Source organism: Pseudomonas fluorescens, from assembly GCF_902498195.1.
Classification (GTDB): domain Bacteria; phylum Pseudomonadota; class Gammaproteobacteria; order Pseudomonadales; family Pseudomonadaceae; genus Aquipseudomonas; species Aquipseudomonas fluorescens_BU.
This window is the reverse complement of sequence record NZ_CABVIY010000003.1, coordinates 343116-358244: the sequence shown is the minus strand read 5'-3', so window position 1 is coordinate 358244 and position 15129 is coordinate 343116. Positions and strand designations below refer to the sequence as shown.

Here is a 15129-nt window from a genome sequence, read left to right as displayed (position 1 = left end):
ACATGAACGCGCAGACGCTTGGTTTGTTGTTCGCACTGGGTTTTGTATCCAATGCGCATGCAGCAGACCCCGACACCCAATACAAACTGGCCGCTGGCGATGTCTTGCGCATCATCGTGTTCGGCGAGCCGGAATTGAGCCTCAAGAAGATCCGCCTGAGCGATGCCGGCACATTTTCCTACCCGTTCCTGGGCGAGATTTCCGCCAAGGGACTCACCCCCGGCCAAGTCGAAAAGATCATCGTCGACGGGCTCAAGAAAGGCTACCTGATCGATCCGAAAGTCAGCCTCAGCCAGATTGAATACCGTTCGTTCTACATCAATGGCGAAGTGCAAAAACCCGGCAGCTATCCCTTCGTGCCCGGGCTGACACTGGAGAAAGCCATCGCCCTGGGCGGCGGCCTGACCGAGCGCGCCTCCATCAAGCGGGTGACCATCGTGCGCGGCGATGGCAGTGCCACCGTCACCGACGACATCACGCGAACCACCACTATTGCCCCCGGCGACACCATTTCCATTGCACAAGGGTTTTTCTGATCATGGACAACAGCCCTAGCACCTACGTCGAACGTCCCCTGCAAACGCATCTGCATCAGCAGTACCGCGAAGACAAGGACACCATTGACCTGCTTAATCTGTGGCGGGTGATCTGGCGCGCCAAATGGAACATCGGATGGCTGGTCCTGCTCAGCTGTGTGCTGGCGATCGCCGTGGTCTCGACCATTACCCCGCAGTACATCGGCAGCACCACCTTGCTGTTCAACGACAAGACACCGCCGCTGATGTCCTTCCAGCAAGTCAAGGATTCGGGCAGCAACGCCACCGATTATTTGCAGACTCAACAAGCGCTCCTGCAGTCGCGGGACCTTGCCGAACGCGCGGTGAAAAAGCTCGGCCTGACGACCCACCCGGTCACCGACCCGCGCCAGCAGCCCAAGCCATGGTTCACGCCGCGCCAGTGGCTGGCGGATCTTGACCTTGATCAATGGATCCCGGGCCTGGGCAAGTGGATCCCGGAGAAAGAGGTGCCGACCGAAGAAGACGTCTTCAATCAGGTCACGCAGAACCTCATGCTGCACACCAGCGTCAAGTTCATCGGCAAGAGCCAGTTGCTTGAAATCGAGGTGGAACTGCCCGACCCGAACCTCGCGGCAGCGGCGGCCAACGCGCTGGCCCAGGGTTTTACCGACAGCCAGCTGGACACCAGCGAGAAGTCCTCGCAGACCACCACCGCGTGGATGAACATCCGCTTGGTCAAGCTGCGCGACAACCTGCGCACGGCGGAGAAAAAACTCCAGGGGTATCGGGAAGAGCAAGGTCTGGTCGACGTCGGCGGGGTCGCCACCATCAGTGCCAACGAACTGGAAATGACCGGCAACCGCATGGTCGACGCCCGGCGCAACCGCGCTGAAGCAGAAAGCGAATACCGCCAGGCGAAGGCCTTGAGCAATGGCGACCTGAGCCGACTCTCCAGCGTGCCGGCGGTCTTGAGCAACCCCTTGGTCCAGCAGTTCCAGGCGGACCGGGCCAAGGCCCAAGCCAAGGTCGACGAGCTGTCCGGCCGCTACGGGCCGAAACACCCGAGCCTGCTTTCCGCCCAGTCCGAACTGCGCGCTGCCACCACCAGCCTGCAACTGCAGGTGCAGCAGGTGGTGGCCGGCATTGAACGGCAATACCAGCTCGCCTCGGCCAGCGAAGCCTCGCTGCGGCAATCCTTCAACAGTAACAAGGCGCAGATCCAGGACATTGCGCGCAAGGAATTCCAGTTGCGCGAATTCCAGCGGGAGGTCGACAGCACCCGCGCCCTGTACGAAACCTTCGTCACCCGCCTGAAGGAAACGGCGGCGACCGCCGACATGGACTCCACCAAAGTGCGCATCGTCGACCCGGCCATTGTTCCGGCCGAAGCCAGCAAGCCGCGCAAAAAACTGATTGTGGGGATCGTCGGCCTGGTCGCCGCGGTCATCGGTGTGGCATTGGCCTTACTGCTCGAAAGCCTGAGCAACACCTTCAAAACCGACGAGTCGATCGAGAGCGCGCTCAACATTCCGCTGCTCAGCGTCGTCCCCCTGGTGACGAAGAAAAACCGGCGGCAATTGGCGCGCCTGTTCGAAGACAACGACAACCCGCGTTTTTCCGAGACCATTCGCAATCTGCGCACCTGGCTGATGCTGCAAAGCACTGAAAAGCCATCGCAGGTGGTGCTGGTGACGTCGACCGTTGCCGGCGAGGGCAAAAGCACCATTGCCAACAACCTGGCCAGTTCGCTCTCTTCGCTGGAGCGGGTACTGCTGATCGATGCCGACATGCGCCAGCCGACCCTTTCGCTGAATTTCGATTTTGCGTCTGACACCCCGGGGCTGGCCAATGTGATTGCCGGTACCGCCCGGCTCGAGGACTGCATCGTGTCGGTGGGTAATCTGGACATGCTGCTGTCCGGGAAGGTCATGCCGCCGTCGCTGGATCTGTTCGCCGCGCCGCGCCTGCCGTCTCCCGCCGACTCGCTCAATGCATCGCGCCAGCCACCGCCGCAGGACCTGCTCAGCTCACCGCGCATGGCGCGCATGCTTGAGGTGCTCAAGACCCGTTACCGCCACATCATCATCGACTCGCCACCGGCAGAGATGATCAGCGACGCGCTGTTGCTGGCCAAGCATTCGGACGCGGTGATCTATGTGGTCAAGGCCGACAGCACGCCGATCAGCCAGGCGCAGCGAGGCCTGGCCATGTTGCAACAGAGCCATGTGCCGGTATTCGGCACCGTGCTCAACCAGGTCGACCTGCGCAAGGCACGCAAGTACGGCTACCTCCATTCCCGGTCGTTCTACAACTACGGCTTCGCGCCTCGATAACACTGCGACCCCGCCTGCCCCTTACGCCAACGTCTGCCCTGCCAACAATCAGCTTCACCTCTGCCGAGCTACGAAATAGCGCCCGGGGGCCACGCCGTGCCTGCCCGACCCACGCTGATGCATTACTCCTGCCTTGAGGTCAAGCCCATGACACCGCTCTATACCGCCCATATCACACATCGCCGAGGCCTGACGTTCTGGGGTCAGTGGCTGTGTGCGCTGACGCTGGCCACTTGCGTGCTGATGCTGCTGGTGTATTGGCGCGTTGGCAGCCTGACCAGCGAATACCGCATTCTGATCATCCTGGCGGTGCTCGGTTCGGTACCGATCTACAGCCTGATGCAGGTCTACCACAAGCGCCATGGCTTGTTGGTCGGCCTCGGCCGGTTGCTGGCCGGCTGGTTGATCCTGATGGCCGTGCTGGCGGCCATCGCCTTCATCACCCAGACCAGTGCGCTGTATTCGCGCCAAGTGATTATGGTTTGGGCGGTGCTGGGCTTCGTGGTCCAGGCCGCAAGTTTTCTGCCCCTGCACTACTTTGCCCGGCTGCACTCCCGGATGCTCTGCAACGAGCGCCGTTCGGTGATCATCGGCACATGCCCGACCGCCCATGAGTTGGCGAAAAAACTCTCCAGGCCCAACCGTGCGCTGGTGCTGGGGTTTATTCGTGCCGCGGACAACAGCGGCCCGGCTCCCAGCATTCTGCCGCTGCTCGGCCACGTCGACTCGATCCGCGAAATCATCTCCCGCCTGGAAGTACGCCGCGTCTACGTCGTCCTGACCATGGCGCACGCTTCAACCATCGAAGCGTTGTACATCGACCTGCTGGACTTGAACGTGGACGTGGTGTGGATCCCGGATTTCGGCAGCATGGTGCTGCTCAACCATTCGATCTCGGAAATCGAGCGAATGCCGGCCATTTACCTCAACGAAAGCCTGATCAGCTCCCATCCCACCAGCCTGTTCTGCAAGGACCTGTTCGAACGCAGCCTGGCCGCCGTGGCGATCATAGTGCTCAGTCCGTTGCTGCTGCTGGTGGCCGCCGCCGTCAAGCTCAGCTCCCCCGGCCCTGTGCTGTTCAAGCAGAATCGCCACGGTTGCAACGGGGAAGTGATCAAGGTCTGGAAGTTTCGCTCGATGCGCGTGCACGACGACCGCGAAGTGCGCCAGGCCACGCGCGAAGACGATCGCGTGACCCCCGTTGGACGCTTCCTGCGTCGCAGCTCCATCGACGAGTTGCCGCAACTGTTCAATGTGTTGCTGGGGCAAATGGCCCTGGTCGGCCCGCGCCCGCACGCCGTCACCCACAACATTTACTACACCGGAAAAGTCCGCGCCTACATGGCCCGCCATCGCCTCAAGCCGGGCATCACCGGTTTGGCCCAGATCACCGGGCATCGCGGCGAAACCGAGACGGTGGAAAAAATGCAGCTGCGCGTCGCCCAGGACCTCAACTACATCAACCAGTGGTCGCTGTGGCTCGACATCAAGATCCTCATCAAGACCCCCTTCACGCTGTTCTCGAAAAACATCTACTGACGCCCTGCCCCATCGCTGATCACTGTCAACACGACCCGAGGTTTGACCATGAATGTGAGCGTATTCGGTATTGGTTATGTCGGCCTTGTCCAGGGCGCCGCACTGGCGGAGGTTGGCCACAACGTGCTTTGCGTCGATGTCGACGCTGCCCGGGTAGAGGCATTGAAGGAAGGCACGCTGCCGATCTACGAACCCGGCCTCAGAAGCCTGGTCCGCGACAATTACCAGAGTGGACGCCTGCAATTCGCCACCGACCTGCCCGGCGCCGTCCACCATGGCGATGTGCTGCTGATTGCCGTCGGCACGCCACCTGACGAAGACGGTTCGGCGGACCTCCAATACGTGTTGAGCGTGGCGCAGACCATCGCGCTGCACATGGACCGGCACCACATCATCGTCGACAAATCCACCGTGCCGGTCGGCACCGGTGACCGTGTGCGTGCTTGCATCGAGCAGGTGCTGGCCGACAACGGGCGCAGTGATCTCACGTTCGACGTGGTCTCCAACCCGGAATTCCTCAAGGAAGGCTGCGCGGTGGAAGACTGCATGCGCCCGGACCGGATCATCATCGGCACCGACAGCCCGCGTGCCGAAGAGGTGATGCGCGAACTGTACGCGCCGTTCAATCGCAGCCGCGAAAAAATCATCGTCATGGACGTGCGCAGCGCCGAGCTGACCAAGTACGCCGCCAACTGCATGCTGGCGACCAAGATCAGCTTCATGAACGAAATGGCCTGCCTCGCGGAAAAACTCGGCGCCGACATCGAGAAGGTGCGCCACGGCATCGGCTCCGACCCGCGCATCGGTTATCAGTTTATCTACCCGGGACTTGGCTACGGCGGTTCGTGCTTTCCCAAGGACGTGAAGGCACTGATCCATGCCGCCACACAAGTCGACATCGACGCCCGGCTGCTCAAGGCCGTCGAGGCGCGCAACCACGAACAGAAAGCCAGCCTGTACGGCAAGATTTTCAATCACTTCGACGGCGCCCTGCGCGGCAAGACCTTTGCCTTGTGGGGCCTGAGCTTCAAGCCCGACACCGACGACATGCGCGAAGCGCCAAGCCGGGTGTTGATGGAAGCCCTGTGGCACGCCGGCGCCAGCGTCCAGGCTTTCGACCCCAAAGCCATGGAAGAGGCCCAGCGCATCTACGGCGCCCGCGATGACCTGACACTGGCGGGCACCAAGGAAGCGGCGCTGAAAAATGCCGATGCGCTGATCATCGTCACCGAGTGGCAGTCCTTTCGCGCACCGGACTTCGACCTGCTCAGCCGGCAGCTCAAGCAACCGCTGATCTTCGACGGACGCAACCTGTTCGATCCGCAGCGCCTGGGCAACCGTGGCTTTACCTACATCTGCGTGGGCCGCCAGACCCACGCGGTTATCTGACAGGAGTCACGCCATGATCCGACTGGAACTCGTCAGGCATTACTCACCGCGGCTACTGGAGGCCAACCAGGCCTATTCCTTTATCAACTTTGCGTCCATTGGCAGTTTTTTCGAACAGGCTCCCGGCACCGTCGCCTATTTTTGCGACGGCCTGCTGATGTCGACCTTCATGTCGCGCGTGACCGGCCGGACGATTGGCCGGGTCAGCTTCGATTTCACCTCGATTGCCGACCTGGTGCTGCGCAGCGCCGAGCAACAGGGCAAGCGCGTGTATTTCGTCGGTGCCCGGCAAGCTGAACTGGCGCTGTTCGTCAGCAAGATCCAGACACTCTATCCACGGCTGGGCATCGCCGGTTATCACCACGGCTACTTCGATGCGGCGCAGGCCGAAGACCTTCGGGCCGACATCTGCCGCAGCGCTGCGAACATCCTGATCGTCGGCCTGGGCGCCGGGCGCCAGGAGCAGTTCGTCGAGGATGCGTTGCGCGCGGGCTTCGGCGGCGTCGCCTTTACCTGTGGCGGGTTCATTCGGCAGGAAGCCATGGCTACGCGGCAGTACTACCCCGCGCTGATCAATCGCCTGCACCTGCGCGCGTTTTATCGAATGTACCGCGAACCCCATACGATCAAACGCTACCTCATCGACTACCCGGGCAACTTCCTGCACCTGCTGGTGATGCTCGCTCGGCGCAAAGTCGCCATCAGCGTTGGGGAATGACCATGCACATCCTGTTTATCCTCAAGGATTTCAAGTCGGGCGGCGGCGTCGAGCGCGTTCAGCAACGCTTGTCCGAGCAGTTTCTCAAGGACGGCCGGCGTGTGAGTTTTTTCGTCATGAACGGCGACTCACCCGACACCCCGGGTGTTCAACACATCCAGGGCGGCGGCAGCGGGATCGTCGGGCTGCTCAAGTCCATCGCGCTGTTGCGCCGTCTCATTCGCCGTGAGGGCATCACCCACCTGATCTCCGCCAAGGAGCAGGCCAACCTCTGCACCTGGTTCGCCACCCTGGGCCGTTCCGGCAACGTCATCTACAGCCGCCACGCGACACTCGATTGCACTGAACAGAACACCGGCCCTTCCAGCCTGCGATGGCTCTACAGCCTGTATTTGTGTGGCGGTGGCAAGGTCGTCACCGTCTCCACCGCCCTGCGCCAGGCCCTCGTCGACTTGCTGCCATGGGGTCGGCAGCGAATCCGTTACTGCCCCAATGCCGTCGTCACCGAACAACTGCTCCAAGCCTCCAGGGCACCGCTGCCCGCCGGACTGCCCGGCGACTACTGGTTGAGCCTGGGCCGCCTGGTGCAGCCCAAAGGGTTTCACCTGTTGCTCGACGCCTACGCCCTGGCGTTGCGCAGTGCAGCGTTGCCGGACCTGGTCATCGTCGGCGACGGCCCCTTGCTCGACGCGCTGACCACCCAGGCCAGCCGCCTGGGCATCGCACACCGGGTGCATTTCACCGGATTCCTGAGTAACCCCTATCCACTGCTCAGGCACGCACGTCTGTTCATTCTCAGTTCCGTGCAGGAAGGCATGCCGACCGTACTGATCGAGGCGCTGGCCCTGGGTACGCCCGTGCTGGCCTGCGACTGCGAGACCGGGCCCAGGGAACTGCTGGACCACGGCCGGCTTGGCCAACTGGTCAAGGTCAACGATGTACCGGCGCTGGCGAGCGGCATGCTGCACAGCCTGACGTCCCAGGGGTCCGTTGCACCCAGCGCGAAAATGCTCACGGAGGCCATTCACCCGTACACCAGCCAGCACGCCGCGCAGGCGTACTACCAGGTATGGAATCAATGAAAAAGCTGCTGATTATCCTGCATGACCTCGGCGCGGGCGGGGCTGAAAAAATGATGGCGCGCCTGGCCGGCGCGCTGGTGGACGCAGGCAATGACGTGACCTTGCTGATGCTCACCGGCGGCGGCGTGCATGCCACGCAACTCGACCCACGGGTAAAAAAGGTTGAGCTGCAAAGTCCGCGCAGCGCCCGAGCGGTGCCGGCACTCGCGCGATTTCTGCGGGCCAATCGCTTCGACGCGCAACTGGCTGCCCTCACCCACGTCAATGTGGTGGCGATCGCCGCCGCCGCGCTGTCAGGGACATTGGCCCGGCTGCACGTCAGCGAGCGCAACGCGTTTTCCCACGACAAATACGTCAACCCCGCGTTCATGGTGCGGGTGGCGTACCTGGTGGCACCGCTGCTGTACCGGCTCATTCCCAATCCGGTGATCTGCGTCTCGCGAGGCGTTGCCCAGGACCTGGTCAAAACCACCATTGCGCGGCACCGGGATGTCACCGTGGCCGACAACCCGGTCCTCGACAACGACTTTCGCCACAAGAGGCTCGGTCTGCCGGTTCACTACTGGCTGCGGGAGAAATCCGGCCCGGTGATTGTCGCCGTGGGTCGCCTGGCCCCGCAAAAAGGCTTCGACACCTTGATCGCCGCCTTCGCGGCACTGCCGGATACCGGGGCTCGCCTGGTCATTTTTGGCGAAGGCGCGCTCAGGGCCCAACTGCAAGCGCAGGCCAAAACGCTGGGCGTGGCGGACCGGTTCGACTTGCCGGGCTACACCCGCGATCCCATGGCAGAAGTGGCTGCCGCCGACTGTTTCGTGCTGTCGTCACGCTTCGAGGGCAGCCCCAACGCGCTGGTAGAAGCCCTGTCCACGGGCACGCCGGTGGTTTCGACCCTCTGCCCCCATGGCCCGCAGGACATTCTCATCGGTGGCATCGTCGCCCCGCTCGTGCCCGTCGACGACCCGCTGGCCCTGGCGCAAGCGATCACCCTGCAACTGTCCACGCCGCGAGACCTGCAGCGCCAATCGCGCATCGATGCCGCCGCACGATTCATGAATGCCAGCGCCGTGCAAACCTACCTCGCCGCGCTGCTCGGGAGGCCATTGCCATGAGCACACTGGAGATCAGGCATTCCACCCTGCGCGACGCCTTCACCCTGTTCGGCGTGCTGTTCTACATCCAGGTGATTGCGTTTTTCCTCGGGCTGGGTGGCGCAGCGAGTTTCGACGACATCGACAAAGACCTCGCCGGTAACGTCACCAACCAGGTATGCGGCCTGATTACCCTGCTGGTGCCGTTGTATTTCTTCATCCGCAACAAGGTGTTCCTCAGCAAGAGTTTTTACCGGGGCAATTTCTTTCTGTTGGTGTTCATGCTCTGTGTCGCGGCGTCGATCGGCTGGTCCCACGACCCGATGTTGAGTCTCAAGCGGTTTATCGCGCTGATCAGCGTGGTGTTTTTCGCCGGTTTCATCGCCTACAACTACAGCCTCGAAAAAATCACCTTCATGCTCGGCTGTGCCATCGGCGTGGCGGCCTTGATCGGGCTGATACTCGCCCTGCTCATGCCCAGTGTCGCCTTCATCTCCGGCGGCATTCGCGACGGTGCGTTCAAGGGGATCTTTTCCGAAAAGAATGCCGGCGCACGACTGAACGCGATCGCCATCCTGCTGTTGCTGCCGATGATCCGCCAGCGCAACCGTTGGGCCCTGTTCTGCTCGTTTTTTTCGCTGGTCGCCGTGCTGCTCGCCCAGTCGGCGACCGGCGTGGCACTGATTGTGTCCGGTACGGTGAGCTACGGGTATTTCCTCACCCTGATCCGCTTGCGCCTCAACCGTTCGCAGTGGCTGTTCTTCGGTTGCACGCTGGTATTCCTGCTGGTTTGCCTGTTGCTGTACAACCACATCGCGTGGCTGCTGGAGATGGCCGGCCGCGATCCGTCACTCACCGACCGCACGCTGATCTGGGAGCTGCTGGCGCCATTCGTCGACCAGGAATGGCTCAAGGGTTACGGTTTCGGCGCCTTCTGGGCCAGTCGCGACGCCGATGCCTTCATCAATCGCTGGGGCTACATCGGCAATGCCCACAGCGGCTACGTGGAGACCCTGCTCAACGGCGGCGTTATCCAGTTGGTTGCCCTGACGCTGCTGCTGGGCGAAGCGCTGCTCAAACAATACCGCGCCGTGACGGCGAACCAGGCGGCACAGTTTCGCGCCAGCGCCCTGGTGATCATCGGTTTGTTCATCGTCACCAACTACGTGGCGTATGTGATTCCCAACTACCGCTCCGCCGAGTTTCTGGTGTTCTGCACCCTTGCCCTGTCCTTTCGGCATCACCGCGCGACATACCCCGAGTTTGCACCGGCAACCCAGCGTCAGCGTCCGTCTGACGGGGCCATGCCGCGCGACTCGGCCCAGGCGTAACCACAGGAGAAATGCCCGTGTCAGACCAAGCCCACGCTTTACCCCCGACCGTGTGCGTCGTGATCCCGATGTACAACGGTGCCGACAGCATCGAGCAAACACTGGCGTCCCTGGTCGCGCAAACCCGGCTGCCCGATCACGTCATTGTCGTCGACGATGGTTCCACCGATGACGGCCCCCAACGGGTCAGGGACTTCGCGGCACCGTTTCGCCTGACGCTGTTGCAGCAAGCCAACGAAGGCCAGGCCAGTGCCCGCAACCACGGGTTGCGGCATTCTGAAGAGACGTTTGTGGCGATGCTCGATGCCGATGACCAATTTCGTCCGCAGAAGCTGGAGCTGCAACTGGCGCTGTATGACGACCTCACTCGCCAGGGAAAGCCGGTGGGGCTGATCGACTGCTATGCGCAGGTCAATTACAGCGACGGCAGGCGACAACTGGATAACCTGCGCAAGCACGGCCGGCATTTCTACGATTTCATCCACGCCAACGTTGTCAATGGCGTCTCCACCGCGCTGGTCAAGCGCGACGTGATCATGCAACTGGGCGGCTTCGATGCCGGCCTGCGGTATTCCGAAGACCGCTTCATGTGGACCCGGATCGCCGAACACTGGGAGATCCATACAGTGCCGCAGGTGCTGCTGGATCGCACGATCAACGGCGGCAACATGACCGCGCAACCGAAAAAGTACTACCAGAACAAGATCCGCTTCATCGAAGTGTATTTGGCCCGCTATGGCGCGCAGCTGAGCAAGCAGCAGCGGACCGATTTCGTGCTGGGCAACCACACCGATTTTCTCAATGCCTTTTCCCGACGTGGCGAACATGCCGAGGTCATCGACGTGTACCGGCGCATGCTGGAGTGTTCCTGGAAAACCCTGATCTTCGCCAACGGCAAACCGACCCTGCGCTACCTCTATGCCCGCGCCAGGACGTTGCGCCGGGCAACCGCCTCAACCACCGCGCATTGAACGGGCGCGCGCCATGGCCAATCACCGTCTGGTTACCTTGATCTGGATCTTCACCGAGAAATTCGGCCTGATTTTCCTGTCGATGATCACCTTTGTCGCCTATGCCAGGTTGCTGACACCGGCAGAGTTGGGTGTGGGCACGGTGATCATCGCCATCGTCGAGTTGATCGGCCTGGTGTATTCGTCGGTGCTGGAAGACCCGCTGGTACGACTCGAACGGCTGGAGGACAAACACATCGCCACGGCTTTCTGGGCCTCGGTGCTCGTCAGCCTGCTGTCCATCGTGGTGATCTCGGGCGCGGCCATGCTCTACACGAGCGACCCGGTGCTGCAATGGATGACGGCGGTGGCTTCGGTGAAGATCCTGTTCACCATGATGGCGCGGGTCTATGTGGCGCAAATGCGCCGCAGCGGTAACTTCAAGGCGCTGGCGTCGCGCACGTTGCTGGGCAAGGTGTGTGGCGGCGTCGGCGGCATCGCGGTCGCGCTCTGGGGGTGGGGAGCCTGGGCGGTCATTGCCCAGGCCCTGATCATGGAATGGGTGTCCATCATCGTATTGATGCTCGCCGACCCGCGACGCATTGCCTTTCACATCGACGGTCCGTTCTTGCGCGAACTGTTGAAGGCCGGCACGCCGGTCGCCATCAACGCGCTGAGTTCGCAAACCCTGCAACGCGGGGTCAACGTAGTCCTGGGCATGACGGCCGGCGCCAGCGCGGTCGGCATGTTCAACATGGCGATGCGCATCATCGAGCTGCCGCGCACGGCGATCTACAACGGCCTGCTGAGCTATGCGCTGCCGGCGTTCTCCCGGCGCAGTGCCGATCCATCGCGGTTGCGCGCGATCCTCGGCGATTCGACCGCCGTCAGCGGCTTCGTGCTGACGCCCCTGTTCATCGGCCTCGCACTCACGGCACAGGACCTGATCCTGCTGATTTTCGGCGAGCGCTGGAGCGACGCCATTCCCCTGCTGCAAGTGCTGGCGTGCACGGCCGCCATCGGCAACACCGCCATGTACGCCACGACCGCACTGGTCGCGGTCAATCGCAGCCACCTGACCATCAAGGCCGAAGTGCTCACCACGGTCCTGGCCCTGGCACTGGTCTACAGCTTCGGCAGCGTCTATGGCGGCATGGCCGCGGCCCTGGGCCTGCTGGCCCGGATGGTGGTCATCACGCCCCTGCAAATCGCCGGCTTGAACAGCGCTATCGGCTATGAATGGCGGCTGTTTTTCGACAGCAACTATCGCAGCGTGATTGCCTCGCTGGTCATGGCCGTGATCGTCCTGGTGGTTTCTTCAAGATTGGGTGTCCAAGGCTACCTGCACCTGATCGGCAACATCGTGGTCGGCGCGTTGAGCTATGCCGTGGCGTATAGCGTCATGCACCCGCGCTGGCCGCAGGAATTCAAATCGGTTTTCACCGCTCGCTGAATTCAATCCCGAAACAGGAACAGCTCACCATGCGCAAAACTACGCTGATTACTGGCGGGGCCGGCTACATCGGTTCCCATACCGCCCTGGCGCTCATCAATGCCGGACACTCTGTGCTGGTGCTCGACAACCTGTGCAACAGTTGTCGAGAGTGCATCGCGCGCCTTGAGCAACTGACCCATACCTCGATCGACTTCATCAACGGCGATATCCGCGACTCGATCCTGCTCGACGAGATTTTCAGCCGTTACGCCATCGATTCGGTGGTGCATTTCGCCAGTCTCAAATCCGTGGAAGAAAGCCTTCGCCTGCCGCTGGACTATTACGCCAACAACGTCGCCGGGACCGTGAACCTGTGCCGGGCGATGGCGGCTCACGGGGTGTTCAACCTGGTGTTCAGTTCCTCGGCCACGGTCTACGGCGAGCCCGCCCGGACGCCGATCCAGGAAGACTTCGGCACCGGCAAGCCGGTGAATCCCTACGGTCGCACCAAGCTCATGATCGAGCAATTGCTCACCGACCTGTGCCTCTCCGATCCACGCTGGAGCATCGCCTTGTTGCGCTACTTCAACCCGATTGGCGCCCATGAGAGCGGGATGATCGGAGAAGACCCCAAAGGCCGCCCCAACAACCTGTTGCCGTGCCTGACCCAGGTCGCGATCGGCCGGATTGCCGAACTCACGGTGTACGGCTGCGACTATCCCACCGTGGATGGGACCTGCGTGCGCGACTACATTCACGTGGTGGACCTTGCCCATGGTCACCTCAAGGCGTTGCAGGTGTTGCAGCAACGCAGCGGCATCCACGCCTGGAACCTCGGCACCGGCATCGGCTACAGCGTGCTGCAGATCATCCACAGTTTCGAGGACATTACCGGCATCAGCATTCCCTACCGCTTCGCCCCGCGACGCCCGGGGGATATCCCCGAGTGCTGGGCCGACCCGGGCAAGGCCGCACGTGAACTGGACTGGCGCGCACAACGCAACCTGGAGCAGATGATCATTGATACCTGGCGGTGGCAGTCGGGGAATCCGCAGGGGTATCAGTCCTGCGTCGAAATGCCGGCGATGATCGGAGTCAAGTGATGCCGGGCATCAAGCCATGGCTGGCGGCCTGCCTGTTGCTGCTGTCGCTGGCTGGCGAGGCCGCGCAGCCACCTGCCACAGGGCTGGTACTGTGGCTGGACGCGGCCGATGCGACCACCCTGCCCCTGGATGCGCAGGGCCGGATTCAGCGCTGGAGCGACAAATCCGCCCGCTCCAATGACGCCAGGGTCGACGATGCCGCTTCGCCGCCGCAGTGGGTGAACAACGCCTTGAATGGTCATTCGGTGGTGCGGTTCAGTGGCGCTTCGGCGTTTCTGGGCAACAGCATTCGCACAGCCAAAGGCGATGTGACGGTATTGATCGTGTCCCGTCGCCTACCCGAACAAGCCAAGGTCGATCCCTGGCAACGCTTGTTCAGTTCACGGCCGCAAACAGCCAACAACGATAATGTGTTGCCCAATTTCGCCATCAGCCTGCAACAGGCCACCGCGTATGCACCGACCGTTTCCGTCCTGGAGCTTGACGATGTGCCCATCGGTCCATATGCCGTGGGACGCAATGCCATTGGCAATGCCGAGAACTTTCGCGGCGACATCGCCGAAGTGTTGGTGTATGACCGTCGGTTTGCCTCGCTGGCGGAGCGTCGGCAGGCGTTTGAGTACCTGGCGCACAAGTGGTCGGTGGCCATCCCCGCCGTGGCCGACACCTGGACCCGTGTCGGACCGCTGGGCACAGTGCCGGCCCGGACCAACGCCCGACTGCCGCTGTCAGACCAGGCCAATGCCGGTCAGTGGACGCTCGACCCGACACTGTCCGACGACTTCAATGGCGCCACCCTCGACCGTGCCCGCTGGCACGTCAACAATGCCATCGGCAACGAGTCCCTGGGACGCAAACCGGCCCTGTTCAAGCCGGACAATGCCAGCGTCGACAAGGGCCACCTGAACATTGTCTTTCGCAAGGAAACCCTGCCGCACAAGTACGTCCAGCTGGGCTTCAAGGACTACTCCTCGGCCATGGTGCGTACTAATGAACGCGGTTTCTACGGCTATTACGAAGCACGCGCCAAACCCATGAACTCCGCAGGCTCCAGCGCCTTCTGGCTGGCCTGGACGGGCATGGCCGACAACGCCACCGAAATCGACATCTTCGAAATTGGCGGCAAGACCAAGGGCGCGGCCTTCGACCGGCGATACAACATGAACGCCCACCTCTGGGCCACGCCGCAGAGCACCGAACATATCGCCGACGGCAGCAACTGGATCAGCCCCTGGCGCCTGGCCGATGACTTTCACGTCTACGGCTTCGACTGGCGGCCCGACAGCCTGCGCTGGTACGTCGATGGCGTGCTGGTCAGGGAGTCGAAGAACAACCACTTCTTCTTCCCGATGCAGGTTGTTTTTGACAGCGAGGCCATGTGGCAATGGTTCGGGGTCGTTGATGATGCGGATCTGCCTTCTACCTTTAGTGTTGATTACGTCAAGGTGTGGCAGCGAGGGCGGTGAACGCTATTTTTGGGGCGTACACCTCAACAGCCAAAGCCAAGCGAGGCGGCCTTAAAGCCGACCTGATTCGCGGATGTACGCGTCCCCCTGTGGGAGCGGGCTTGCTCGCGAAGGCGGTGTGTCAGTCAATACATGTGTCAACTGACAACCGCCTTCGCGAGCAAGCCCGCTCCCACA

12 protein-coding genes are annotated in these 15129 nt (G+C 62.1%); all 12 read left to right on the top strand.

The genetic code is table 11. From position 1 onward, the window contains the following. Nucleotides 1-2: 2 nt before the first annotated feature. The 12 genes from F8N66_RS12545 (at nucleotide 3) to F8N66_RS12490 (ending at nucleotide 14952) form a co-directional block, all read left to right on the top strand. Entirely contained in the window at nucleotides 3-536 is a 534-nt protein-coding gene (locus F8N66_RS12545) for a polysaccharide biosynthesis/export family protein (protein WP_150770473.1), read from the top strand. 2 nt (nucleotides 537-538) lie between these two features. Further along, nucleotides 539-2851, top strand: a complete 2313-nt coding sequence (locus tag F8N66_RS12540; protein ID WP_150770472.1) for a GumC family protein — start codon at nucleotides 539-541, stop codon at nucleotides 2849-2851. Nucleotides 2852-2998: 147 nt separating this feature from the next. Next, complete coding sequence (locus F8N66_RS12535; protein ID WP_150770912.1) at nucleotides 2999-4390, top strand: undecaprenyl-phosphate glucose phosphotransferase; 1392 nt, start codon at nucleotides 2999-3001, stop codon at nucleotides 4388-4390. Between the two features lie 48 nt (nucleotides 4391-4438). Further along, nucleotides 4439-5779 (top strand): UDP-glucose dehydrogenase family protein, encoded by a 1341-nt coding sequence (locus F8N66_RS12530; protein WP_150770471.1) that lies wholly within the window; start codon nucleotides 4439-4441, stop codon nucleotides 5777-5779. Nucleotides 5780-5792: 13 nt separating this feature from the next. Further along, nucleotides 5793-6497 carry a WecB/TagA/CpsF family glycosyltransferase gene (locus F8N66_RS12525; protein ID WP_150770470.1) on the top strand — a complete coding sequence of 235 codons (705 nt, stop codon included), beginning with the start codon at nucleotides 5793-5795 and terminating at the stop codon, nucleotides 6495-6497. A gap of 2 nt (nucleotides 6498-6499) precedes the next feature. Then, on the top strand, nucleotides 6500-7579 hold the full coding sequence (locus F8N66_RS12520) for a glycosyltransferase (protein WP_150770469.1): 1080 nt from the start codon (nucleotides 6500-6502) through the stop codon (nucleotides 7577-7579). Continuing rightward, nucleotides 7576-8688: a glycosyltransferase gene (locus F8N66_RS12515; RefSeq protein ID WP_150770468.1), complete on the top strand. Its 1113-nt coding sequence runs from the start codon at nucleotides 7576-7578 to the stop codon at nucleotides 8686-8688. Before F8N66_RS12520 ends, F8N66_RS12515 begins: the two co-directional genes overlap by 4 nt. Further along, nucleotides 8685-9998, top strand: coding sequence for an O-antigen ligase family protein (locus F8N66_RS12510; RefSeq protein WP_150770467.1), 1314 nt, complete (start codon nucleotides 8685-8687; stop codon nucleotides 9996-9998). The genes F8N66_RS12515 and F8N66_RS12510 overlap by 4 nt, the downstream gene beginning before the upstream one ends. A 17-nt stretch (nucleotides 9999-10015) precedes the next feature. Then, entirely contained in the window at nucleotides 10016-10969 is a 954-nt protein-coding gene (locus tag F8N66_RS12505) for a glycosyltransferase family 2 protein (protein ID WP_191622980.1), read from the top strand. Between the two features lie 13 nt (nucleotides 10970-10982). Next, nucleotides 10983-12401: an oligosaccharide flippase family protein gene (locus tag F8N66_RS12500; protein WP_150770465.1), complete on the top strand. Its 1419-nt coding sequence runs from the start codon at nucleotides 10983-10985 to the stop codon at nucleotides 12399-12401. Nucleotides 12402-12430: 29 nt separating this feature from the next. After that, complete coding sequence (gene galE / locus F8N66_RS12495; protein ID WP_150770464.1) at nucleotides 12431-13486, top strand: UDP-glucose 4-epimerase GalE; 1056 nt, start codon at nucleotides 12431-12433, stop codon at nucleotides 13484-13486. Further along, nucleotides 13486-14952 (top strand): family 16 glycosylhydrolase, encoded by a 1467-nt coding sequence (locus tag F8N66_RS12490; RefSeq protein ID WP_150770463.1) that lies wholly within the window; start codon nucleotides 13486-13488, stop codon nucleotides 14950-14952. The genes galE and F8N66_RS12490 overlap by 1 nt, the downstream gene beginning before the upstream one ends. Nucleotides 14953-15129 lie beyond the last annotated feature (177 nt).

Excerpts from the sequence above, each read along its gene's own strand:
- F8N66_RS12510 (WP_150770467.1), top strand. The coding sequence starts at position 8,685 with ATGAGCACACTGGAGATCAGGCATTCCACCCTGCGCGACGCCTTCACC.
- F8N66_RS12490 (WP_150770463.1), top strand. The coding sequence starts at position 13,486 with ATGCCGGGCATCAAGCCATGGCTGGCGGCCTGCCTGTTGCTGCTGTCG.
- F8N66_RS12545 (WP_150770473.1), top strand. The coding sequence starts at position 3 with ATGAACGCGCAGACGCTTGGTTTGTTGTTCGCACTGGGTTTTGTATCC.
- F8N66_RS12535 (WP_150770912.1), top strand. The coding sequence starts at position 2,999 with ATGACACCGCTCTATACCGCCCATATCACACATCGCCGAGGCCTGACG.
- galE (WP_150770464.1), top strand. The coding sequence starts at position 12,431 with ATGCGCAAAACTACGCTGATTACTGGCGGGGCCGGCTACATCGGTTCC.
- F8N66_RS12540 (WP_150770472.1), top strand. The coding sequence starts at position 539 with ATGGACAACAGCCCTAGCACCTACGTCGAACGTCCCCTGCAAACGCAT.
- F8N66_RS12530 (WP_150770471.1), top strand. The coding sequence starts at position 4,439 with ATGAATGTGAGCGTATTCGGTATTGGTTATGTCGGCCTTGTCCAGGGC.
- F8N66_RS12515 (WP_150770468.1), top strand. The coding sequence starts at position 7,576 with ATGAAAAAGCTGCTGATTATCCTGCATGACCTCGGCGCGGGCGGGGCT.
- F8N66_RS12500 (WP_150770465.1), top strand. The coding sequence starts at position 10,983 with ATGGCCAATCACCGTCTGGTTACCTTGATCTGGATCTTCACCGAGAAA.
- F8N66_RS12525 (WP_150770470.1), top strand. The coding sequence starts at position 5,793 with ATGATCCGACTGGAACTCGTCAGGCATTACTCACCGCGGCTACTGGAG.
- F8N66_RS12520 (WP_150770469.1), top strand. The coding sequence starts at position 6,500 with ATGCACATCCTGTTTATCCTCAAGGATTTCAAGTCGGGCGGCGGCGTC.